Origin of the sequence: Pseudoalteromonas sp. SR45-1 (genome assembly GCF_014163655.1) — a bacterium.
GTDB classification, from domain to species: Bacteria; Pseudomonadota; Gammaproteobacteria; order Enterobacterales; family Alteromonadaceae; genus Pseudoalteromonas; species Pseudoalteromonas distincta.
In genome coordinates this window covers 13,091-37,661 of sequence record NZ_JACJDR010000024.1, presented here as the reverse complement: position 1 = coordinate 37,661, position 24,571 = coordinate 13,091, and the positions used below count along the sequence as shown (strand labels likewise).

Genomic DNA, 24,571 nt, shown 5'->3' with positions numbered 1-24,571 from the left:
TCTTCATTTAAAACATGAAATTAGATCAGATCTAAAGGTGTTAATATGATCGGATCATCCCGCAAATAAGCTCTGATCAAAAAGGCACCTTATGCACAGGGCTGAATCAGTTGGATCTTATCCCATGGATAAGCATGCTTTAAAAAGCAGTTTATTCAATCTTTATCCACAAAATCTATTAAATTATTAGTAAATTGTGGGTAACTTTATATATAACTTTTTACTTGATCTATCTATTTTAAGCCTGTTTTGGTTATCCAAGAGTCTAACCATGCTAATGCTGTGTCTTCTGGTAGTGCTTCATCGAGAATATTAAGCTCTAAGCGTTCTGCTACTTTTATAGCGCCTTTTTGAGATAATAAGGCATCTATATTACGCCCAGCTTGGTTGTAAGTGTCATAACTGGTATCACCTAAAGCGATTACTGAGTATTTTAATTCCGATAAATCATTAGCTTGAGTCACATCTTCAACAAAGCTAATAAAGTTTTCAGGATAATCACCTGCACCATAAGTAGATGTGCAAATTAACCAAATAGTATTTTGCTGATCTATATCGCTAAATTCAGGTTGATCATGTAGTTGTGTAGTAATACCAAGGTTATTAAGCGCGTCGCTTAGTTGCTCTGCAACATACTCGGCTGATCCCATTTGGCTGCCAACAATAAGATTTACTGAACTCATGAATATTAGTGATCACATTGGTTTTAATTGCTGCCTATGATAACTGAGTGTGAGTAACAGTAAAGTTAAGAGTGCTTTTTTGTATAACTATTTTTGTGCTATTTTTACTCTTATTTGAAAGCGCATCATTAAGTTGTTGATATTATAGGGATTAACAAAATATCTTTAAATGTAATCTTCTGATAAAGTTGTTGATAACAGTGGGGAAAGCTCTGTTTAAACACACCTTTTAGGTTGTTTAATAATCGCTAAGTTATTGATATTACTATTTAGTGAAAGACTTAATTATAAATCTAGGCATAAAAAGCACAAGGTGATCATAATGTGGATATAAAGGTTGTTGATAACCTTAAATTTAGATCGAAAATAATTTTATTAAATGATCTAATTGAGCTGATCTAACGAAATTAATTAAAAATAAGCTTATAAACAGATAATTTTTAATAGATCATTAGGTTTTTCTCTGCGAGGTGGCTCAATTTACTATTTATTTGAGCTAAAAATTAGGTTTTGTGGATAAGTGATCTCAATATATTTAATTTAATGCGTATTTATAGCTGCTTTTTTTATGTATTTTGCTGGTGGATTAGTAGATCAAAAGTTTGATGCACTCAAATCTCGAGTCATTTTTATTAAAAAGCCGCAGTGATCGTCTGTCCATATGTTGTATAAAGTTGATTATTTAGAGTGTTTATCGTCACGTTTTAGCTCTTAAATTGAGCAAATAATATTAGTTTTTATGAGCTAGGTAATTATAAAAAAGCTATTTATAACTAACTTTTGTGTGGAGGATAACGATTTTAAAACGTATTTTTGTTTGAAATATGTATCGGTTTTGACCTTAAAATGGGTGTTACTTGCGCTATTAATACCTTACTTAAAGGCTCTTTTCACTGTCTAATCTACATAATCTGGCTGATAATAATTATCGCTTTGGGTATGATTTTATTGGCAGAACTGGCTGGGATTGACGGTACAAATACATATTTTATAGTGAATATTTTACATAAAAAAAGAGCACCTAAGTGCTCTTATAATAAACATATATCTGTAATAAGGTGCTTATTTACCAATACAAAATGAGCTAAATATCTTGCCAAGTAAGTCGTCTGAGGTAAATTCACCGGTTATTTCGTTTAAATACTGCTGTGTTAAACGCAGTTCTTCAGCCAATATTTCACCAGCAATGTGCATTTCTAATTGTGTTTTACCTGTTTCTAAATGATACGCAGCACTCTCTAGTGCATCCAAATGACGACGGCGCGCCATAAAGCCACCCTCTGTTGCGCCTTGAAAGCCTATACAGGCTTTTAAATGCTCGCGAACAAGTTCAATACCGTCAGCATTTTTAGCACTTAAGCTGATGACCGGGTATTGTTGCTCTTGCTCCATTCCGACTATATCACCCGATAAATCAGCTTTATTTCTGATGACCGTAACCCCCATACCTTCTGGTAATTTGGCCATAAATTCAGGCCAAATTTTATGCGGGTCAGTATCTATAGTGTCAGTGCCATCAAGCATAAATAAAACGCGATCGGCTTGGTTTATTTCATCCCACGCCCGTTCAATACCTATTTGTTCTACGCGGTCAGGGCTCTCTCGTAGGCCTGCGGTATCTATAATATGCAGTGGCATACCATCTATATGTATATGCTCTCGTAGTACGTCGCGAGTGGTACCGGCTATTTCTGTTACGATTGCAGCTTCACGACCGGCTAGGGCGTTTAGTAGGCTTGATTTACCGGCATTTGGGCGACCAGCAATAACAACACGCATACCTTCGCGCATGATGCTGCCTTGCTTGGCTTGGTTGGTTACAGTGTTAAGCTGAGTAATAATAGCGTCTAAGTCGCCTGACACTTTACCGTCTGATAAAAAATCAATTTCTTCATCAGGAAAATCTATTGCCGCTTCTACATACATACGTAAGTGAATTACTTTTTCTACAAGCGTTTCTATGTGTTTAGAAAATTCACCTTGGAGAGACTGTAGGGCGCTTTTGGCAGCTTGTTCGCTTGTAGCATTAATTAAGTCGGCGATGGCCTCTGCTTGTGTTAAATCAAGCTTGTCATTCATAAATGCGCGTTCAGAAAACTCACCAGGCTTTGCTAAACGAACGCCCTCTATTTTACTAATTTCTTTAAGTAGCATATCAAGTACTACAGGACCGCCGTGGCCTTGTAATTCAAGTACGTCTTCACCAGTAAATGAGTTAGGACCTGCAAAGTAAATGGCAATACCTTGGTCAAGTTGCTCGCCAGCTAGGCTTTTAAATGGCACGTAATCGGCGTAGCGAACTTTAGGAATTTTACCTACTACTTTTTCGGCGACACTTTTAGCAAGGCTACCTGAAACGCGAATAATACCAACACCACCACGTCCGGGGGCAGTTGCTTGTGCTGCAATTGTATCTTGATTGATCATGCTATTAATTTGCCAACGATGAGTAACTTTATGGCGGTATTGTAACCTATGAAATAAACACTCGCGAATACTCTGGTGAAAAACAGGCAATAAAAAAGGCGACCGAAGTCGCCTTTATATAAGTAGGAGCTTAGTTAGCCTCTTACTTTAATTCCTTTCTTTTCCATGCCACGGTAGATGATTAACATCTGGACAATAGAAATAAGGTTAGACACTAACCAGTAAAGAACTAAACCCGATGGGAACCATAAGAAGAATACAGAGAAGATAACCGGCATAAAGGTCATCATTTTTTGCTGCATTGGATCAGTTACCGTCATAGGCTGAAGTTTTTGCGTCACAAACATACTCGCACCAAATAAGATTGGTAATACGTAGTACGGGTCTTGTGCAGAAAGGTCTGTTAACCAAAAAATAAATTCAGCATGGCGAAGTTCAGTTGACTCTAAGAATACGTAGAACAAGGCTAAGAAAATTGGCATTTGTAGCAAAATAGGGAAACAGCCACCCATTGGGTTAACTTTTTCTTTTTTGTACATTTCCATAGTTGCTTGGCCGAACTTTTGACGGTCGTCACCAAACTTTTCTTTAAGAGCTGCCATTTTAGGCTGTAGGGCACGCATTTTTGCCATTGAAGTGTATTGCGCTTTAGTAAGTGGGTACATTAACGATTTAACGATAATAGTGATGGCAATAATTGCTACACCCCAGTTACCTAAAATGCTATGTAGCCATTTTAGCAATACAAATAAAGGTTGCGAAATAAACCATAACCAACCGTAATCTACAGTTAAGTCTAAGTCTGGGTGAATTGCTTCAAGAATATCTGACTCTTTCGGACCCATATAATAAGTAGCAGTTAGTGTTTGCTCACTACCAGCTTGAATATTTACAGCGGGATCTTTAGCACCAATAATAGCGGCATTACTTTTTGTAATTAAGCTATAAATTGTATTTGTTTGATCCTGCATTGGAACCCAAGCACTTACAAAGTAATGTTGTATAAATGCAACATAACCACCTTGCGTGTTTTTGTTTAGGTTTTTATCAGCCATATCTGAAAAACTATACTTTTCGTATGGTTCTTCGTCAGTACCGTATGCAGCACCTAAATAGTTTTGATCAACCATGCTACCTTTTTCTTGTACGGTACGCTTAATTTGCGTGTATAGCTGTACTTGAAGAGGTGCGCTGGTAGTGTTGTTAATTTTGTATTCTAAGCCTACGTCATACTGACCTTTTTTGAATACATATGTTTTAGTAAAACTAACACCATTACTATCAGTAAACTGAAGTGGAACGCGAAGCTCATCACCCGTTAAGGTATATGATTTTTGTTCGGTACTATAAGTAGGGCGACCGTTAGCTGACGCGTCAGGGCCATTTAAGCCAATTAAGCCACTTTGTGAAAAGTATTGTTTGCCACTATCAAGCTGACCAAGAAGCATATAAGGTGTTTCACTTCCTTTAGTTTCTTCGTATTGAAGAAGGTCTGTTTCAACAATGTCACCGCCTTTGGTGTCAATTTTAACTTTAAAAACGTCAGTTGTGATTTCAATAACTGAACGTTTAGCTAAAGTTGCTGAAGCGGGTAAACCTGAATCTGACGATGAAGGAATATAATCATCCGACTCTGGTGAATTTGCTTGTAGTGTTTGTGTTGTGGCACTTGGATCGGCTTTAGGCTTGTTGTAATCATTATCCCATTCTTGGAACAATAAAAACGACACTAGCATTAGGCCAATTAATAAAAACGTGCGTTGCGATTCCATAACAGCTCTTATTTCTCGTGTTGGTGGTTAATATGGGTTAATTTTTCAGGTACGGGATCGTCTCCACCTGAATGTAAAGGATGGCATTTTAATATGCGTTTTAAAGCTAACCAACTACCTTTTATAAACCCATGCAAATTAATTGCTTGAATTGCATAATGTGAGCAGCTTGGATTAAAACGACAATGCGGACCTAACAGCGGGCTAATCCACTTTTGATAACCGCGGATAAATAACACTAAACAAATCTTAGGAAAAGCAACAAGTGGTTTAATTAACCTCATGATGTTTATGCCCCTACTTAAGTTTAGTGAGATAGATATCATGTATTTAAAGACTCAATTAGAAATTTTAAATGCATGATTAAAAGGTGAGCTAAAGATACATTAATTAACCCTGCAATTCTATTGCAATTAGGTTTGTTTATTAGATTTAGCTGATTTGTTTGGGCGTTTCTTAAAAGGTGGCGGTTTAGGTGCACCTGGTTTACAGCGTTCGTTAATTTTTCGCCATAATTTAGTAAGTTGTTTGGTTAATTCTTCATTAGACTGTTCATCAATACCACTTTTCACCATAAGCACAATATCAATATTATCGATGCTGTGTTGATTTAAACGAAAACTTTCGCGAGCGAGACGTTTAATACGGTTTCGTTGGCATGCCTTTTTTACGCGTTTTTTAGCAACAGTAAGACCTAACCGAGGTTTTTCTTGGTCATTTGGTTTAGCTAATAGAGTAAAGAAAGGAGTTGCAGCCCGAGCGGGTTCATTAAATATGCGAGAGTAATGCGAGGGAGTTAACAGACGTAACTCCCTGCCAAAGCTAAAGTCTTCCACTTATAAATTAAGCAGAAAGAACTTTGCGGCCTTTAGCGCGGCGACGTGCTAATACTTTACGGCCATTTACAGTTGCCATGCGAGCACGGAAGCCGTGTGCACGTTTGCGTTTTAAAACGCTAGGTTGAAAAGTTCTTTTCATAACAATCTCATCCGATCGGTTAAAGTTAAAACATCCTATACAGGTCGCGATCCTGGCATAGGTGCCATTGCGAGCGCGAGATATTATAGAGTAAGTAACGTAAAGTCAATCATAATTACGTTCGCAGTATAGAGCCTACTTATGGTTCATAAAGAGATCATGTAGAGCGATCTGATAGGATCATCATAAATAAGAAGTTTTCCACAGCCCCTGTATAAAAAGTGAATAAAAGCGGGGGAAAAGAAAATTGGATCGTAAATTTGGTTCGCGATCTTGGTGTTATTTTGTTATGATCTCCTCTTCGGATCTAAAATAAAAACTGTTTTAAATCAGGTTGTTAATGATTTTATACATCGATATCAACAATTTTATAAAAATCAATCTTTTACTTGTGGATAAAGTGCCTTCATAATACGCGGTCTTGGGTCGCTTATTGGACCATTTGAACGCAATAAATGTATGATTTATAATCATTAATGATGTGCGGGAATAAAAATTATATCTCTGGGAGTTTAACTGTGTATCTGTCGGTTTGGCAAAGTTGTTTATATGTATTGCAAGATGAGCTGCCTTCGCAGCAATTCAGTATGTGGGTAAGACCACTACAAGCAGAAAGTACCGAAGATACCTTGACGATTTATGCACCTAATCGCTTTGTGCTTGATTGGGTAAGAGAAAAGTACCTAAATAGAATTAACGAATTATTAGTAGAAATTTGTGGTGTTGAAGCACCAAAGCTACGTTTTGATGTAGGTAGTAAGCCTTTATTAAATGCACAAGCTGCACCGGTTATAGAAACACAATCAGCACCACAAGCTTCTACAAAACAACAGCCTCGTGAGCAAAAGCCTGTTGTTGAACCTGCACCTAAGTCAGGTTACAAATCTAACATTAAAGAAAACTATACCTTTGACAGCTTTGTTGAGGGTAAGTCAAACCAATTAGCAAAAGCAGCGGCCACTCAAGTTGCCGATAATCCTGGCTCTGCTTTTAACCCTGTATTTATTTACGGTGGTACTGGTTTAGGTAAAACTCACTTATTACATGCAGTAGGCAACGGCATTATGGCAAACAAGCCAGATGCTAAAATTGTTTACATGCATTCAGAACGCTTTGTTCAAGATATGGTAAAGGCACTTCAAAATAATGCGATAGAAGAATTTAAGCGCTATTACCGCAGTGTTGACGCATTAATGATTGATGATATTCAATTTTTTGCTAATAAAGAGCGTTCACAAGAAGAGTTTTTTCATACCTTTAATGCATTACTTGAAGGCAACCAACAAATTATTTTAACCTCTGACCGTTATCCAAAAGAGATTGAAGGGGTCGAAGACCGTCTTAAATCACGTTTTGGTTGGGGATTAACAATCGCGATTGAGCCACCAGAGCTTGAAACTCGCGTTGCTATTTTGATGAAAAAAGCACAACAAAGTAAGATTAACTTACCACATGAAGTTGCCTTTTTTATCGCCAAAAAATTACGTTCAAATGTACGTGAACTGGAAGGCGCACTTAACCGTGTAATTGCTAATGCTAATTTTACAGGTCGTCCAATTTCGATTGATTTTGTAAAAGAAGCACTACGCGATTTACTTGCCTTGCAAGATAAGCTGGTTACGATAGATAATATTCAGCGCACCGTTGCTGAGTACTACCGAATTCGAGTGTCAGATCTATTGTCTAAGCGCCGCAGCCGCTCTATAGCAAGGCCACGCCAAGTTGCCATGGCATTATCTAAAGAATTAACTAATCACAGCTTACCTGAGATTGGTGACGCATTTGGTGGACGCGATCATACGACCGTATTACACGCATGTCGTAAGATAAAATCACTACGTGACGAAAGCCACGAAATTAAAGAAGATTACCAAAACTTAATAAGAACATTGTCATCTTAGGGCTGACTTTATTATGCAAATAACAATATCAAGACAACAATTTTTAAAGCCATTGGTGCAAGTGTCGGGTGCAATAGAGCGCAAACACACGCTACCAATCTTATCTAACGTTTTGTTAGTGGTAGAAAACGGACAACTTTCAATGACGGGTACTGACCTTGAAATTGAATTAGTTTCTGGCGTATTTGTAGGTGATGATATTGCCGATACAAAACTAACGTTACCCGCTAAAAAGTTACTCGATATTTGTAAAAGTCTACCAGACGGTTCAGACATTACTTTAAGCTTGCAAGAGCACCAATTACTTTTAACCAGTGGTAAAAGCCGTTTTTCATTAACGACTTTATCTGCTGATGATTTTCCTAATTTAGAGCAGTGGGATGGTGAGGTTGAATTTCAACTAACTCGTTTAGAGCTTCGTAAGTTACTTGAAAGCACGCATTTTTCGATGGCAAATCAAGATGTACGTTATTACTTAAACGGTATGTCGTTTGAAGTAGATAATACAGACATAAAAACAGTAGCAACAGATGGTCACCGTTTAGCTATTGCACAAAAGCAATTAACGCAATCGCTTAATACTCAACGTCAATTAATTATACCTCGCAAAGGTGTGCAAGAAATTATGCGCCTTATGGTAGCTGACGACGAATTGGTTACAATTCAGTTTGGTGCTAACCATATTCGTATCATTGATATTGAGTTTACATTTACAAGTAAGCTAGTTGATGGACGCTTTCCTGATTACCGTCGTGTATTACCACGTGGTGGTGACAAAGTAATTACAGCTAACCGAGAATGGTTACGAAATGCGTTTCAACGAGTGTCTATTTTATCGAATGAAAAATTTCGTGGTGTACGCTTAAACCTATCAAACGGTTTATTAAAAATTACTGCCAATAACCCAGAGCAAGAACAAGCTGAAGAAGTTGTTGAAGTAAGTTACGAAGGCGCAGACCTAGAAATAGGATTCAACGTGTCTTACGTATTAGATGTACTAAACACATTAAAAACAGAAGACGTACTATTTACATTAGCCGACTCAAACAGCAGTGCATTAATTGAAGGTGCAGGCGATGAAGAAGCAATGTACGTTGTTATGCCTATGCGTTTATAAGACTATAAATACATAATGAGCTTAAGTCATTTGAGCCTCAAATATTTTCGTAATATTGAGGCGCTGACGCTAGAACCAGTCAACGGCGTTAATATAATTTATGGTGAAAATGGCAGCGGAAAAACCAGCCTTTTAGAGGCTATATATTACCTTTCTCATGGCAAATCTTTTCGTACTCCAAAACACAAAAGTATTATTGCGCACCAGCAAGAGCAATTTGTAATTCACGGGCGTAAAACAATACACGATTTATCAATTCCAATTGGTATTAGTAAAACGCAAACGGGTGAGACCAATTTAAAAATTCAAGGTAAGGCGAGCCGCAGGATATCAGAACTCGCTCAACTTATGCCTGTACAAATTATTACACCAGAGAGTTATTCTTTGTTTTTTGGTGGACCTAAAGAGCGCAGAAAGTTCTTAGATTTAGGTTTGTTCCACGTGGAACATGAGTTCTTTTTTTTGTGGCAATCATTTAATAAAGTACTTAAGCAACGTAATGCATTATTAAAAACTAAGCCCAAGAATTATTTTGACCAAATTAAGTTTTGGGACAAAGAATTTGTTAGACTGGCTGAAGAAATAAATAAATTAAGATTGGCGTATATAAGTAGGTTTAAGCAGCAATTTTTTGATAAAATGTGTGCAGAATTGACGCTTGTACGTGATTTAGAAATGACCTTTAGCGCAGGCTGGAAAGAGACTGAATCTCTTGCAGATGCGTTAGAGCAAAACTTTGAGCGAGATGCTCGCCAAGGATTTACAAGTAAAGGCCCTCATAAGGCCGATTTTAGTTTTAGTGTCGCTGGCAACAGTGTGGAGAATACATTCTCACGCGGTCAATTGAAGCTATTATTGTATGCGTTGAAAGTTACGCAAAATAGCTTAATTGAGTCAGAGACAGATAAGCAATCTATATTGCTAATAGATGATCTACCTTCAGAATTAGGCGAAGATACAAAAGAGAAAGTGGGACAATTACTTGCTCACTGCAGTTCTCAAATTTTTATCTCTTCAATTTTATCTGAAAGTATTTCTGCTGTGGTGGAACCCATGCAACGAGAACTACAAATGTTCCACGTGAAACATGGCAACCTAATAACAAGATAAGTGGGATTAACCATGTCTGAGAATTATGACTCGTCGAGTATTAAAGTACTTAAAGGATTAGACGCAGTAAGAAAGCGTCCTGGAATGTATATTGGGGACACCGATGATGGCACAGGCTTACACCACATGGTGTTTGAGGTCGTTGATAACTCGATCGATGAAGCCTTAGCAGGTCATTGTGATGATATTTATGTAACGATTCACTTAGACGGTTCTGTCTCAGTTCGAGATAACGGTCGTGGTATCCCAACTTCTATCCATGAAGAAGAAGGCGTATCTGCAGCCGAAGTTATTATGACGGTACTTCATGCCGGTGGTAAGTTTGATGATAACTCTTATAAAGTATCAGGTGGCTTACACGGTGTTGGTGTTTCTGTTGTAAATGCACTTTCAGAAAAACTAAAACTGACTGTTCGTCGTGAAGGAAAGCTTCATGAGCAGTTTTATACTATGGGTGTTCCAGATGCACCTTTAGCTGTAATTGGTGACTCAGAAACAACTGGTACAGAATTACGTTTTTGGCCAAGCGCTGAAACATTCACAAATTTAGATTTTCATTACGACATTTTAGCTAAGCGTTTACGCGAGCTTTCATTCCTAAACTCAGGTGTGAGCATCATCTTAAATGATGAGCGTGAAGAAAATAAATCTGACCACTTTAAATATGAAGGCGGTATTCAAGCTTTCGTAGAATACTTAAACCGTAATAAAACACCTATACACAAAGGTGTGTTCCATTTTACTCACGAACGTGAAGAAGATGGTATTAGTGTTGAAGTATCAATGCAGTGGAATGATGCATACCAAGAAAACATTTACTGTTTCACAAATAATATTCCACAACGTGATGGTGGTACTCACTTAGCCGGTTTTAGATCAGCGCTAACACGTACACTTAATAACTACATGGAAAAAGAAGGCTTTAACAAAAAAGCTAAAACAACCAGCAATGCTACCGGTGATGATGCCCGTGAAGGCTTAACGGCTGTTGTTAGTGTTAAGGTTCCTGATCCTAAGTTCTCATCACAAACTAAAGACAAGCTAGTATCAAGTGAAGTTAAATCTGCGGTTGAACAAGCAATGGCTGAAAAATTCACTGAGTTTTTACTAGAAAACCCAACTGATGCCAAAATTGTTGTAGGTAAGATTATTGATGCCTCACGTGCACGTGAAGCGGCGCGTAAAGCCCGTGAAATGACACGACGTAAAGGTGCAATGGACTTAGCAGGCTTACCAGGTAAGCTAGCTGATTGCCAAGAAAAAGACCCAGCCCAATCTGAACTATATATAGTGGAAGGGGACTCTGCTGGCGGATCAGCCAAGCAGGGACGTAACCGTAAAAACCAAGCTATTCTTCCGCTTAAAGGTAAAATATTAAACGTAGAAAAAGCACGTTTTGATAAAATGCTATCTTCGCAAGAAGTAGCAACACTAATTACTGCATTAGGGTGTGGTATTGGTCGTGACGAATATAACCCTGAGAAATTACGTTATCACCGTATCATTATCATGACCGATGCGGACGTGGATGGTTCTCACATTCGTACGTTACTACTAACATTCTTCTATCGTCAAATGCCTGAAATTGTAGAACGCGGTTATATTTATATTGCTCAACCACCACTTTATAAAGTGAAAAAAGGTAAGCAAGAGCGTTATATTAAAGATGATCCAGCATTAGTAGAGTACTTAACGTCGCTTGCACTTAATAATGCTGCTTTATATCCAAGTGCAGATGCTTCTGCGCTAGAAGGTGAAGCGCTAGAGAAAGTCGTTCACGATTACCAAAATACAGTTAAAGTTATTGAGCGTTTAAAGCGTAAATATCCTAACACGGTAATGGAACGCTTAATCTACCAAACAGAGTTGAAAACTGATGACCTTTCTGACGAAGCTAAAGTAATTGCTTGGACAAAAGAGTTAGTTGATGACCTGATTGCACGTGATGAAGATGCAACTATTTTCCATGCAGGCACAGAGTTTGACGCTGAGCGTAATATGTATTACCCGGTTGTGAATATTCGTCAGCACGGTGTTGATAAAGCACATGTACTTCATTATGACTTTATTGCATCACGTGACTACCAACGCATTGCTGTGACTGGTACTAACATTGCAAACATCCTAGAAGAAGGTGCTTATATTCAACGTGGTGAGAAAACAAAACCTGTTGATAACTTTGTGGATGCTTTGGAATGGTTGATCACAGAATCTAAGCGCGGGATCTACATTCAACGCTATAAAGGACTGGGTGAAATGAACCCAAGCCAGCTTTGGGAAACGACAATGGATCCTAGTGCTCGTCGTATGTTACAAGTAACGATTGAAGATGCTGTTGGCGCGGATCAATTATTTGCCACCTTAATGGGTGATCAAGTAGAGCCTCGTAGAGAGTTTATCGAAACTAACGCTCTACGCGTAGTTAATCTAGACGTGTAAAAATATCACTTGCACCGAAAAAGGAGCCTAATGGCTCCTTTTTTATTTTTTCAATTACACAAACTGCTTAAAACCTGAGTGTACACACGGTATACTAAGGGTAATTTTCACGCTACTTCTTAGATAGTAAAAAGCCAAATATGCAAAAATATGACGTAAAAACCTTTCAAGGTTTGATCCTGGCTTTACAGGATTATTGGGCGCAGCAAGGCTGTGTCATTATTCAACCACTTGATATGGAAGTGGGCGCCGGGACATTTCACCCGCAAACATTTTTAAAGTCTATTGGCCCAGAGCCAATGTCGAGCGCGTACGTTCAGCCGTGTCGTCGTCCTACGGATGGCCGCTATGGTGAAAACCCAAATCGCCTACAACATTACTACCAATTCCAAGTAGTTTTAAAGCCATCACCAGATAACATCCAAGAGCTTTACTTAGGCTCATTAGCGGCAATGGGTATCGATACCCTTACTCACGAAGTTCGCTTTGTAGAAGATAACTGGGAATCACCTACGCTAGGCGCATGGGGCTTGGGATGGGAAATTTGGTTAAACGGCATGGAAGTAACGCAGTTTACCTACTTTCAACAAGTGGGTGGCTTAGAGTGCTCACCAGTAACAGGCGAAATTACTTACGGCCTAGAGCGTTTAGCAATGTACATTCAAGGCGTAGATAGCATTTACGACCTAGTATGGGCAGACGGTCCACTAGGGCGCGTAACATACGGCGACGTGTTCCATCAAAATGAAGTAGAGCAATCTACTTATAATTTTGAACATGCAAACGTAGAAGACTTATTTGCACAGTTTGATAAGTGTGAAGCAGAAAGCCAAAAGTTAATTGAAGCTAACTTACCACTACCTGCATACGAGCAAGTAATGAAAGCATCGCACGCATTTAACTTACTAGACGCACGCCACGCAATTTCGGTAACCGAACGTCAGCGTTATATTTTACGCGTTCGTGCGTTATCAAAAGCGTGTGCACAAAGTTACTATGACAAACGTGAAGCGCTTGGTTTCCCGCTGTGTAAGGATAAGTAAAATGTCAGTACAAAATTTATTAGTAGAAATTGGCACTGAAGAGTTACCACCAAAAGCACTGCGTAAATTAGCAGAAGCCTTTGCTGCAAACTTAACTCAAGAGCTAGAAACATTAGAATTAGCACACCAAGGCGTAAGCTGGTATGCATCGCCTCGTCGTTTAGGTTTACAAGTAAAAGCGCTTGAAGCTAAACAACAAGACAAAGAAGTTGAAAAGCGTGGCCCAGCAACAAAGGCAGCATTTGACAGCGAAGGTAACCCAACAAAAGCAGCAATGGGTTGGGCACGTGGTTGTGGTATTGAAGTAAAAGACGCACAAACACTTGAAACTGATAAAGGCGCTTGGTTATTGCACATTGCTAAAGTAGCAGGGCAAGAAACTAAAACCCTAATGACAGATGCAATCACAAAAGCGTTAAGTAAATTACCAATCCCTAAACCAATGCGTTGGGGAGCGAATAAAACACAATTTATTCGCCCTGTGCATACAGTAACTATTTTATTTGGTGATGAGCTACTTGAAGGCGAAATTCTTGGTAAGCAAATAACTAACCAGCTTCAGGGTCATCGTTTTCATCACCCAGAAAAAATTAGCATTAACCATGCAGATGACGTTTTTGACGTACTTAAATCTACTTACGTTATTGCTGATTACGAGCAACGTAAAGCGCAAATTCGAGCACAAATAGAAGAGGCTGCAAGCGCAGTTAACGCTGTTGTTGCAATGGATGAAGATTTACTAGAAGAAGTAACATCACTTGTAGAGTGGCCAGTTACTTTAACGGCAACATTTGAAGAAGCATTTTTAGATGTACCAGCCGAAGCGTTAATTTACACCATGAAAGACGATCAAAAATATTTCCCGTTATTAGATCAAAACGGCAAACTTTTAAATAAGTTTTTGTTTGTATCTAACATCGAAAGTAAAGATCCAAGTGTGGTTATTTCTGGTAACGAAAAAGTAGTGCGCCCGCGTTTAGCCGATGCACAGTTCTTCTTTGAAACAGATAAAAAGAAAACCCTAGAAAGCCGATTAGAGTCGCTTGATAGCGTATTGTTCCAAAAGCAACTTGGTACGCTTAAAGATAAGTCTGAGCGCATTAGTGAACTTGCAGGTTATATTGCTGAGCAATTAGGTGCTGATAAAGACCTAGCACAGCGTGCAGGCTTATTAAGTAAAACTGACCTAATGACTGAAATGGTTATGGAATTTACCGACGTGCAAGGTGTAATGGGAATGCATTACGCTCGCCACGATGGTGAAGCCGAAGATGTAGCCGTAGCGCAAAACGAGCAGTACATGCCACGCTTTGCAGGGGATAACTTACCAACAAACTTAATTAGCTGCGCAGTAGCGATTGCTGATAAGTTTGACACGCTGGTGGGTATTTTTGGTATAGGCCAAGCACCTAAAGGTGACAAAGACCCATTTGCTCTTCGTCGTGCTGCTATTGGTGCACTGCGCATCATGGTAGAAAAAGAACTACCACTTGATATTTTAGACCTAGTAGCTAAATCGCAAACATTGTTTGGCGACAAGTTAACTAACTTAAATGTATCAACTGACGTATTTGAGTTTATGCTAGGGCGCTTCCGTGCTTGGTATCAAGACGAAGGTATTGAAGTAGACGTAATTCAAGCAGTGCTTGCACGTCGTCCGACTAAACCAGTTGATTTTGACCGCCGTGTTAAAGCCGTAAGCCACTTCCGTACATTAGACGCAGCAGAAGCGCTTGCAGCAGCTAATAAGCGTGTAGGTAACATTCTGGCTAAAAACGATATTACCAGCCAAGGTAGTGTTGATGAGAGCTTATTAAGCGACGACGCCGAAAAAGTATTGGCATCACAAGTAGCAAAATTTGCCACTGACCTTGCACCACTTTACGCAGATGGAAACTACCAAGAAGCATTAAGCCAATTGGCGGGTATTCGTGAAAGTGTTGATAACTTTTTTGACAACGTAATGGTTATGGCCGACGATGAAGCTGTTAAGCAAAATCGTCTTGCGCTATTAAGCCAGTTAAGCGGATTGTTTTTAGGTATTGCAGATATTTCTGTTTTACAAAAATAACACCGATTAGCAATTTTAAAAGCCAGCGTTTTGCTGGCTTTTTAGTTTTCACTGTATGCAAAGGATACCCATTGATGATTTCTATGAAACGAATTTTAACCTTAGCAATTGCTGGTTTACTTACTGCCTGTACAAGCCAAATTTCGATTAACGATGTATTGCCACAGCAAGAGCTTGACCGCACAATTTACTTACGTGGCGACTTTACACTGTGGGATGCAGAACCCCAGTATCAGTTTGCGCCAGTTGGCCCTGCGCTTTATCAAGCGCAAGTTAAATTTTCGACCCCAGGTAAAGTGTACGAATTTAAAATAGCCGATGCCGATTTTAGTGAAGGTTACAACTGTGGTTACAGCGACGCACAACCAGCAGGACAAAAGCTAACACTGGGCCAGCCAGCTATCGCAGACTGTAATACTATTTATAACTACTTTAGTTTCACACCAGCAATAAAAGGCACGTACATAGTAAGTATTGATTACAGTGACTACGATAAGCCACAAGTGACGATAACGAAGAAGTGATTTTTAGCTATTTAATAGCCCTAGTGGGTTGATGGATTTGTGACAAGGACGTTGTAGGATTTATTCAGCATTAACACCAAGGGGGTTTCGTAGTTTGGGTAGAGTGAAGCGAAACCCAACATGTGTGGCGAACAAAACTATTTTGGTGGTTATTAAATACGTTGGGTTTCGTAAAACTCAACCCGACCTACGTGAGTTTAAAGCCCTTTCTTCACCACATATCTATACGGTGCTTCTTCTGCATCTTTAGCTACCAGCGTGTGATCCATAAACGTACAAAAGCTCGGAATATCGCGAGTGGTTGACGGGTCATCAGCAGTTATTAATAACGTTTCACCGTCATTCATTTTACGAATAGCAGCACGTACCATCATTACTGGCTCTGGGCAGCGAAGGCCTATGGCATCTAATTGGTGATCGGGATTATCAAAGCTCATAATAAATTGGCCTGTTTAATTAAAGTGATTGCCGTGTACGCGAGTGCTTAGGTATAGCAATTAATAAGTTTGGCAGTTTAACGCAATTTTATGTGTAATTTAACTATTTTACTTAATGCTTTTAGCAGTTTCAAAATGCTTTATTTAATAATACGCCCGATCACATAATTACGCTGTTACATGCTTGTTTGATAAAGGGACGTTTTATAAATTGAAGCTAATAAAAAAGGCGAACTGAATAAAATCAGTTCGCCTTTTTAATCACCAAGATGGTTTTACATGTTTAAACTAATTAGTCTTGAACACGTTCAAATACAGTTGCAATGCCTTGGCCTAAACCAATACACATAGTTGCTAAACCGTATCGTACATTTTTGTCTTCCATTAAGTGAATAAGCGATGTGCTAATACGCGAACCCGAACAACCCAGTGGGTGACCAAGTGCGATTGCGCCGCCATTTAAATTCACTTTTTCGTCAACAACATCCATTAACCCTAAATCTTTCATTACAGGTAATGATTGTGCTGCAAAGGCTTCGTTAAGTTCTACTACGCCTAGGTCATCAATTGTAATACCTGCTTGTGCAAGTGCTTTTTTACTTGCTGGTACTGGGCCGTAACCCATAATTGATGGATCGCAACCAGCGACTGCCATTGCTTTAATGCGCGCACGAATTGGTAAACCAAGTTCTTTTGCTTTTTCTTCGCTCATTACTAACATTGCAGATGCGCCGTCAGAAAGTGCAGAAGACGTACCGGCTGTTACCGTACCCGATGCAGGATTAAATACAGGGCGAAGCTTTGATAGACCTTCTACTGTTGTTTCTGGGCGAATTACTTCGTCGTCTTCAACTAAGATAAGCGAACCATCTGCATCGTGACCTTCCATTGCTAAAATTTCGCGACGGAAACGGCCCTCAACAGTTGCAGCTTGTGCACGTTGATGTGAGCGATAAGCAAATTCATCTTGTTGCTCACGGCTAATGCCATGAAGCGTTGCAAGGTATTCTGCTGTTAAGCCCATAGAGCCAGACGCTTGTGCAATTGATGTTGCTAAGCCTGGGTGAAAGTCGTTGCCGTGAGTCATAGGTACGTGACCCATGTGCTCAACACCACCAATTAGGTAAGTGTCGCCAGCGCCTGTCATTATTGCGCGTGCTGCGTCATGCAATGCTTGCATAGAAGAGCCACATAAACGGTTAACCGTAACAGCAGGAACGCTGTGAGGAATACCGGCAAGCAATGATGCGTTACGTGCTACGTTAAAGCCTTGCTCTAATGTTTGCTGTACACAACCCCAATAAATATCGTCAATTGATGCTGGATCAACTGCAGGGTTGCGATCTAGTAAGCCTTTCATTAAATGTGCGCTTAAGTCTTCTGCACGTTTATGTTTGAATACACCACTTTTAGAGCGACCCATTGGTGTGCGGATACAATCTACAATTACTGGATTATTCATGATATTAACCTTCCACCTTATAGAAAACACGACCTTCTTCGGCCCACTTGCGAGTTTGTTCAGATACTTGGTAAATCGCACCTAGGTGAGCGTATTTGTCTGCTGCTGCAACAAAGTTAGCTAAACCAGTTTGATCTAAGTAACGGAACGCGCCGCCTCTAAATGGAGGGAAACCAACACCGTAAACTAATGCCATATCTGCTTCTTGCGGCGAGGCAACAATGCCTTCTTGCAAACACAGTAGCACTTCGTTAATCATTGGAATCATACAACGGTCGATGATTTCTTGTTTATCAAATTCTTTTGGTGCGTCTGTGATTGGGCTTAGTAGCTCAATTGCTGTCTCGTCATGAGACTTTTTAAGACGACCGCGACGATCTGTTTCGTATTTGTAAAAACCGGCTTTGTTCTTTTGTCCAAAACGTTTTTCGTTAGCAAAAATAGTCACAGGGTCTTTATCAGCACGAGCCATACGCTCAGGGAAACCGTCAGCCATTACGCCAGTACAATGGAACGCTGTATCAATACCTACAACATCAAGTAGGTAAGCCGGACCCATAGGCCAGCCAAATACGTTTTCCATTACTTTATCTACTTTTGCAAAGTTAGCGCCTTCAACCACTAATTTGCTAAAACCTGCAAAGTAAGGGAATAAAACACGGTTTACAAAAAAGCCTGGGCAATCGTTAACAACAATTGGCGATTTACCTAATTTAAGCGCGTAATCAACTACTGCATTAATTGTTTTATCTGAGGTTTTTGCACCACGGATAATTTCTACTAATGGCATTTTTGGCACAGGGTTGAAAAAGTGCATACCACAGAAGTTTTCTGGCTTATCTAGCGCTTGTGCTAGTAAATCAATACAAATAGTCGATGTATTTGAAGTAAGTACAGTGCCTTCTGGCATGTTCTTTTCAAGATCAGCGAGTACTGCTTGCTTAACTTTAGGGTTTTCTACAACGGCTTCAACAATGATGTTGGCACTTTGTAGGTCTGACTCGTTAAGTGTTGGCTTAATTTTGCTAAGTGTTGCCAACATTTTTTCCATTGGCATGTGACCACGCTTAACTTTTGCACCTAATAACTTAGATGCTTCACCCATACCTAAATCAAGCGCATCTTGTTGGATGTCTTTCATTATAATAGGTGTGCCTTTATAAGCAGACTGGTATGCAATACCGCCACCCATAATACCAGCACCTAATACAGCGGCTTGTTTAATTTCTACATCGCTGTGCTTAGCAAATTTACGAGCTTTACCTTTAATGTATTGATCAGCTAGGAATATACCAGTTTGTGCTGCTGCTTCTGGTGTACGTGCTAATTTAGCAAAGTTAGCGTTTTCGATTGCCATCGCTTCATCGCGAGTACAGTTTGCCGCTGCTTTAATAGTACGTACAGCCATAACCGGTGCAGGATAGTGGCCTTTGGTTTTACCCATTACCATACCTTCTGCCATAGCAAAGCTCATGCCTTGCTCAACACGGTTTAATTTAAGTGGCTGTAGTTTTACGTTGCGTTTTGCTTGCCAATCTAGCTTGCCAGCAATCGCCAGTTCAAGTGTTGATACACTTGACTCTAGAAGTTTGTCAGCACTAACTACCGCGTCAAACGCACCTACTTTAAGGGCATCTGCTGCGCGGTTTTCTGCGCCTGAGGTAATCCACATCATCGCGTTATCGGCGCCAATGATACGTGGTAAGCGCACTGTGCCACCAAACCCAGGCATTATGCCAAGTTTAACTTCTGGTAGGCCCATTTTAGCTGTTTCGCTTGCCACACGATAATCGGTAGCAAGTGCCCACTCACAACCACCGCCAAGTGCCATACCGTTTATAGCGCTTAGAGTTGGGAATGGTAAATCTTCAATTGCATCAAAAACGTCGGTTGCGTTTTTGATCCACACTACTAATTCTTCTTCAGGTTTAGTAAATGTAGGTAAAAATTCGAAGATATCGGCACCAATAATAAAGTGGTCTTTATCACTGGTAAAAATCATGCCTTTGATATCAGTATTGGCGGCTAATTCTTTTAATGCTGCTGCGCAATCTGAAAGAGTTTTTTGAGATAGTGTGTTTACAGAACCTGCAACACAAAACTTAAACTCGGCGATGTTTTCCTTTAGGAAGCTAACTTCAAAGGAATCGCTTTTATATAACATTATTATTCTCCCTAGTTGACGAACTAAGACTGGTACGATGAGTTTGCATTTCAATCAGTGTGCTTGCTTTAAATTAAAAATGCAACGAAAAATTTAACTCGGTTACAATCGACTGGTTAAAATATAGCTGGTTTGGTGCTAAGGTGGTTGAAAAGTTTTTATTCACAACTTTAATTTTTATTAAAGGACATTATGAAAAAATATTTACTAAGTGTTGCGGCAGCTGCATTCATTTTTCCTCTTCATTCTGCCGAGGCAAGTAACGATAACGATGCATTTTTAGATGCCGAAAAAAAAGTAAGGTACGGCAGTTACCAAGACTTTAAACAAGCGGTTAGTAACCTAAATCATCCGTTAAAACCTTATGTTGAAAAAACGTATTGGCAACGCCATCCGAGCATTAAACATCAGGCAGAAATAGAAGAATATTTAAATATATACCAGCATACGCCGCTTGAGTGGCCGGTCCGTAAAGCGTGGTTAGAGTATTTAAAAGATAACAACGAAAAGGCGGCGTATATCCGCAACTATCGTGAAACGTCTAATACGGAGCTTACTTGTACTTATTTAGATTTTCAACTGGATTTGGGCGCACCTGAAAAAGCAATATTTAATCAGGTAACTGACCTATGGGCTGTGGGTAAGTCGCAGCCAAACGAGTGCGATAGTTTGTTTTCACAGTGGCGCAAAAAAGGCTACATGAAAGAAGAAACGGTTTGGAAGCGTGTAACACTTGCTGCACAAGGCGGAACGCAAAGCTTATTACCTTACTTAAAAACTTTATTACCAAGTAAGGAGCGTTACTTAGCTGACTTATATTTAAAAGTGCGAAAAGATCCAAGCGCAGCCGCTGGATTATATAGATATAAAAACAAGTCGGCTAAAGAAGGGAAAATAGCTATTTATGGTGTTAAGCGTTTGGTTTGGCGCGATAAAGAGCTAGCTTTAAAAGCATGGGAAAAGCTAGAAAAAATATTTAAGTACAGCGATGAAGAAAAAGCGGATGTGTATTACACTTTTGCATTGTCACTTGCCTCTAGCGGGCATAAACAAGCGAGCTTTTGGCTAAATAAAGTGCCAAAAGAGCGACTAGACAGCAAGCTTATTCAGTGGCAACTGGGCAATATGCTCAAAACCCAAGATTGGGAAGGGATTGCTGCATTTTTTACAGGTAAAGAAAATTTAAGTCTTGGTCAGCAATATTGGTTAGCTTATAGCTATGCACAACGTGGCGAGCAACAAAAAGCAGACGACATTTGGAAAAAAGTAGCGGCTAATCGTGATTATTACGGCTTTTTAGCCGCAGCACGTTTGGGGTTGCCCGTTGATTTAAATAATCAGCCTTTAGCAGTCGATAAGGTACTTGTAGATAAAGTGAGTAATGCACCAGGCTTTAAGCGTGCAAAAGCACTTTATGATATTGAGCGCTTTACGTCGGCGCGCCGTGAATGGAATTACTTAACGGATACCTCTAGCGATGAAGAAAAGCTGGCAGCATCACAGTTATCTACCGATTTAGGTTGGCACGACAGTACTATTTTTACTTTAGCAAAAATTAAAGCATGGGATAATGTAGAGCAACGTTTTCCGTTTGCGTTTCAAGATGTTTTTGAGCGCTACAGTAAACGTAGCAAGATAGATGTTGCTTGGAGTATTGCTATTGCAAGGCGCGAAAGCTCTTTTGCGCCAGATGCACGCTCGCATGCTAATGCGCGTGGTTTAATGCAGTTATTACCTAGTACTGCTGAGTATGTAAATAAAGGCAGTGTGACAAGTAGTCGTTTATATCAACCTAAAACAAATATTAGGTTGGGTACGAGTTACTTACAATACTTAAAAAAGAAAAACCATGGCAATGAAGTGCTGGCTACGGCTTCTTATAATGCGGGTTATCACCGTATAAAGCGTTGGTTACCTGATGACGCTATTCCGGCTGAGTTATGGGTAGAGCTTATTCCGTATCGCGAAACCCGCGATTACGTAAAAAATGTATTTGCGTACAGGCAGGTTTACCATACAAGAATGGGCCGAGAAGGTAATGTATTAGCGCCGCTACTCGAAATGAAAATGGGCGGTTGAATATATGATACCAATCGACCAATAACTTAACACGATAGGTATAGGTATTAATAAGGGGGATGTTTACATGTTAAATATCCCCCTTTTTTGAGCGCTGAGGGTAATACCAATTTTATTAAAAACATGATCATTCTAGCGTATTAAATAACTCAATAACTGCGTTAAAAATTATTTATATAGAACAACTATGTATCATAATTTTAGCCTTGTTATTAAGCTATTTTCTTATCGCTATAATAGATCATTAATTTAATGCAATTGGTATAAGTGATAGACTCATAGCAAGTTAAATTTAACAGATGGATTAACAATGGATAAATTAGCCGTTTTATACGCCGAACATATTGCAACACTGCAACAGCGTACTCGTACAATTTGTAATAGCGAAGGGTTAGAAGGATTAGTAATTCATTCAGGCCAAGCTAAGCGCCAGTTTTTAGATGATATGTATTATCCATTTAAAGTTAATCCACAGTTTAAAGCATGGTTACCGGTTATTGATAATCCTCATTGCTGGATTGTGGTAAATGGCAGCGACAAGCCAAAACTCATATTTTATCGCCCGGTAGATTTTTGGCATAAAGTACCAGACGAGCCTCGCGACTTTTGGGCTGAGTACTTTGATATAGAGCTACTACTTCAGCCTGATCAAGTAGAAAAGTTATTACCATACGATAAAGCTAAATATGCTTACATGGGTGAATACATTGAAGTAGCGCAAGCACTTGGTTTTAGTATTATGAACCCTGAGCCTGTACTTAACTATTTTCATTACCACCGCGCTTATAAAACGCAGTACGAACTTGAATGTTTACGCAACGCTAACCGCATTGCAGTAGATGGGCATAAAGCTGCACGCGACACATTCTTTAATGGTGGTAGCGAGTTCGATATTCAGCAAGCGTACTTAATGGCAACACGTCAAAGCGAAAATGAAATGCCGTACGGCAACATTGTTGCGCTTAACGAAAACTGCGCTATTTTGCACTACACGCACTTTGATCCAAAAGCGCCACACACTCATAACTCATTTTTAATTGATGCTGGTGCAAACTTTAATGGTTATGCTGCTGATATTACTCGTACGTATGATTTTAAAAAGCAGGGTGAGTTTGCTGAGCTTGTACAAGCTATGACAGTTCAACAAATAGAACTAGGTAAAGGTTTAAAGCCGGGTATGCTTTATGGTGATTTACACGTTGAATGCCATAACCGTATCGCACAAATACTCAGTGACTTTAAAATTGTTAACCTACCCGCGGAGGAAATTGTTGAGCGTAAAATTACATCTACTTTCTTCCCGCATGGACTAGGACATCACCTAGGTTTACAAGTGCATGATATGGGCGGTTTTATGAGTGACGAAAAGGGCACACATCAACCATCGCCTGAAGGGCATCCGTTCTTGCGTTGTACTCGCCTGATTGAAAAAAACCAAGTGTTTACTATTGAGCCAGGTTTATACTTTATTGATTCACTGCTTGGTGATTTAGCGCAAACCGATAATAAGCAGTTTATTAACTGGGAAAAGGTAGAGTCATTTAAACCATTTGGCGGCATTCGTATTGAAGATAACATTATTGTTCACGAAGATAGCCTAGAGAATATGACGCGTAATTTAGAACTCGATTAATTTCTATAAAGACGAGTTAGCGAATAAACGTTAAAATATGCATATGAACGGGGCCTTTAGGCCCCATTTTTAATTGAGCTCTTAATATGTCTGAATATAAATATCCTGCTGCTGACGTTTTTCATCAAGAAGAAATAAAAAAAAGTACGTTTATAGTCCATATTGCACACACCCCCGATTTAAATTCAGCAAAAACATTTATTAAAAGCATTGAAGAAAAGTATAGCGATGCACGTCATAACTGCTGGGCACATGTGGCAGGCAATCCTGGTGGCAGCCATGTTTATGGTTTTTCGGATGATGGTGAACCTAATGGCACTGCGGGGAAACCTATGTTAAATGTGCTGGTGGGTTCGGGCCTTGGCGAAATCACTGCCGTGGTGACACGTTATTTTGGCGGCATAAAATTAGGCACCGGCGGGCTAGTACGTGCTTATGGTGGCTCATTAAATAATGCACTAGTAAAATTGCAAACGGTGCTTAAAGTTCCCAGCGTTGAAATTACTGGGAGTAGTGAGTACAGCATGCAAGGCGCGATTGAGCAGTTATTAAAAACAAAGTATCAAGTGCTTAATATTGATAAGCAATTTACTGCTAATATTGAGTGGGTGATTACAATCGATAGCCGTGAAGCTCAGCAAGCAATCAAAGATATTTTTGATTTAAGTCACGGCGCAGTTGAGTTAACTATTAAAGAGTAATAACCTACACAAATTGCATATAATGCATAC

The 24,571-nt window shown here is 39.4% G+C and carries 19 protein-coding genes; 10 read left to right on the top strand and 9 right to left on the bottom strand.

Translation table 11 applies throughout. The features are described from left to right. Positions 1-233: 233 nt before the first annotated feature. The 6 genes from mioC to rpmH all read right to left on the bottom strand — a co-directional run bounded on the left by mioC (position 234) and on the right by rpmH (position 5,860). On the bottom strand, positions 234-683 hold the full coding sequence (gene mioC / locus H5089_RS18885) for an FMN-binding protein MioC (RefSeq protein ID WP_024604761.1): 450 nt from the start codon (positions 681-683) through the stop codon (positions 234-236). A 1,062-nt stretch (positions 684-1,745) separates the two neighbouring features. Continuing rightward, entirely contained in the window at positions 1,746-3,110 is a 1,365-nt protein-coding gene (gene mnmE, locus H5089_RS18880; RefSeq protein ID WP_007584209.1) for a tRNA uridine-5-carboxymethylaminomethyl(34) synthesis GTPase MnmE, read from the bottom strand. Positions 3,111-3,244: 134 nt separating this feature from the next. Next, positions 3,245-4,882, bottom strand: coding sequence for a membrane protein insertase YidC (yidC, locus tag H5089_RS18875; protein ID WP_024597181.1), 1,638 nt, complete (start codon positions 4,880-4,882; stop codon positions 3,245-3,247). A gap of 8 nt (positions 4,883-4,890) precedes the next feature. Next, positions 4,891-5,166 (bottom strand): membrane protein insertion efficiency factor YidD, encoded by a 276-nt coding sequence (gene yidD, locus H5089_RS18870; RefSeq protein ID WP_004335219.1) that lies wholly within the window; start codon positions 5,164-5,166, stop codon positions 4,891-4,893. 129 nt (positions 5,167-5,295) lie between these two features. Next, on the bottom strand, positions 5,296-5,718 hold the full coding sequence (gene rnpA, locus H5089_RS18865) for a ribonuclease P protein component (protein WP_004335217.1): 423 nt from the start codon (positions 5,716-5,718) through the stop codon (positions 5,296-5,298). A 7-nt stretch (positions 5,719-5,725) separates the two neighbouring features. Beyond that, a complete protein-coding gene (rpmH, locus tag H5089_RS18860; RefSeq protein ID WP_004335215.1) occupies positions 5,726-5,860 on the bottom strand; it encodes a 50S ribosomal protein L34 in 135 nt (44 codons plus the stop codon). Positions 5,861-6,378: 518 nt separating this feature from the next. Here rpmH and dnaA point away from each other — a divergent pair. From dnaA to H5089_RS18825, 7 genes are all read left to right on the top strand, one after another. Then, positions 6,379-7,761 (top strand): chromosomal replication initiator protein DnaA, encoded by a 1,383-nt coding sequence (gene dnaA / locus H5089_RS18855; protein WP_004335207.1) that lies wholly within the window; start codon positions 6,379-6,381, stop codon positions 7,759-7,761. Positions 7,762-7,774: 13 nt separating this feature from the next. Continuing rightward, positions 7,775-8,878 carry a DNA polymerase III subunit beta gene (gene dnaN, locus H5089_RS18850; RefSeq protein WP_004335206.1) on the top strand — a complete coding sequence of 368 codons (1,104 nt, stop codon included), beginning with the start codon at positions 7,775-7,777 and terminating at the stop codon, positions 8,876-8,878. A gap of 15 nt (positions 8,879-8,893) precedes the next feature. Then, positions 8,894-9,988, top strand: coding sequence for a DNA replication/repair protein RecF (recF, locus tag H5089_RS18845; protein ID WP_004335205.1), 1,095 nt, complete (start codon positions 8,894-8,896; stop codon positions 9,986-9,988). Positions 9,989-10,000: 12 nt separating this feature from the next. Continuing rightward, complete coding sequence (gyrB, locus tag H5089_RS18840; protein WP_182712873.1) at positions 10,001-12,427, top strand: DNA topoisomerase (ATP-hydrolyzing) subunit B; 2,427 nt, start codon at positions 10,001-10,003, stop codon at positions 12,425-12,427. A 140-nt stretch (positions 12,428-12,567) separates the two neighbouring features. Beyond that, positions 12,568-13,470, top strand: coding sequence for a glycine--tRNA ligase subunit alpha (gene glyQ / locus H5089_RS18835; protein ID WP_004335201.1), 903 nt, complete (start codon positions 12,568-12,570; stop codon positions 13,468-13,470). A gap of 1 nt (position 13,471) precedes the next feature. Further along, positions 13,472-15,541 carry a glycine--tRNA ligase subunit beta gene (gene glyS, locus H5089_RS18830; protein WP_182712872.1) on the top strand — a complete coding sequence of 690 codons (2,070 nt, stop codon included), beginning with the start codon at positions 13,472-13,474 and terminating at the stop codon, positions 15,539-15,541. Positions 15,542-15,615: 74 nt separating this feature from the next. Beyond that, positions 15,616-16,065, top strand: a complete 450-nt coding sequence (locus H5089_RS18825; RefSeq protein WP_004335197.1) for a hypothetical protein — start codon at positions 15,616-15,618, stop codon at positions 16,063-16,065. Positions 16,066-16,262: 197 nt separating this feature from the next. Here H5089_RS18825 and tusA read toward each other — a convergent pair whose 3' ends face one another. The 3 genes from tusA to fadB all read right to left on the bottom strand — a co-directional run bounded on the left by tusA (position 16,263) and on the right by fadB (position 20,128). Continuing rightward, positions 16,263-16,502: a sulfurtransferase TusA gene (gene tusA, locus H5089_RS18820; protein WP_004335190.1), complete on the bottom strand. Its 240-nt coding sequence runs from the start codon at positions 16,500-16,502 to the stop codon at positions 16,263-16,265. Between the two features lie 292 nt (positions 16,503-16,794). Then, positions 16,795-17,964 (bottom strand): acetyl-CoA C-acyltransferase FadA, encoded by a 1,170-nt coding sequence (fadA, locus tag H5089_RS18815; RefSeq protein WP_024597185.1) that lies wholly within the window; start codon positions 17,962-17,964, stop codon positions 16,795-16,797. Positions 17,965-17,968: 4 nt separating this feature from the next. Then, positions 17,969-20,128 (bottom strand): fatty acid oxidation complex subunit alpha FadB, encoded by a 2,160-nt coding sequence (gene fadB / locus H5089_RS18810; protein WP_138489862.1) that lies wholly within the window; start codon positions 20,126-20,128, stop codon positions 17,969-17,971. Positions 20,129-20,320: 192 nt separating this feature from the next. Here fadB and H5089_RS18805 point away from each other — a divergent pair, with 192 nt between their 5' ends. The 3 genes from H5089_RS18805 to H5089_RS18795 all read left to right on the top strand — a co-directional run bounded on the left by H5089_RS18805 (position 20,321) and on the right by H5089_RS18795 (position 24,541). Then, complete coding sequence (locus H5089_RS18805) at positions 20,321-22,207, top strand: transglycosylase SLT domain-containing protein (protein WP_182712871.1); 1,887 nt, start codon at positions 20,321-20,323, stop codon at positions 22,205-22,207. 310 nt (positions 22,208-22,517) lie between these two features. Next, positions 22,518-23,840 carry a Xaa-Pro dipeptidase gene (gene pepQ, locus H5089_RS18800; protein ID WP_182712870.1) on the top strand — a complete coding sequence of 441 codons (1,323 nt, stop codon included), beginning with the start codon at positions 22,518-22,520 and terminating at the stop codon, positions 23,838-23,840. Between the two features lie 86 nt (positions 23,841-23,926). Then, positions 23,927-24,541 (top strand): YigZ family protein, encoded by a 615-nt coding sequence (locus H5089_RS18795; RefSeq protein WP_004335181.1) that lies wholly within the window; start codon positions 23,927-23,929, stop codon positions 24,539-24,541. Positions 24,542-24,571: the final 30 nt, after the last annotated feature.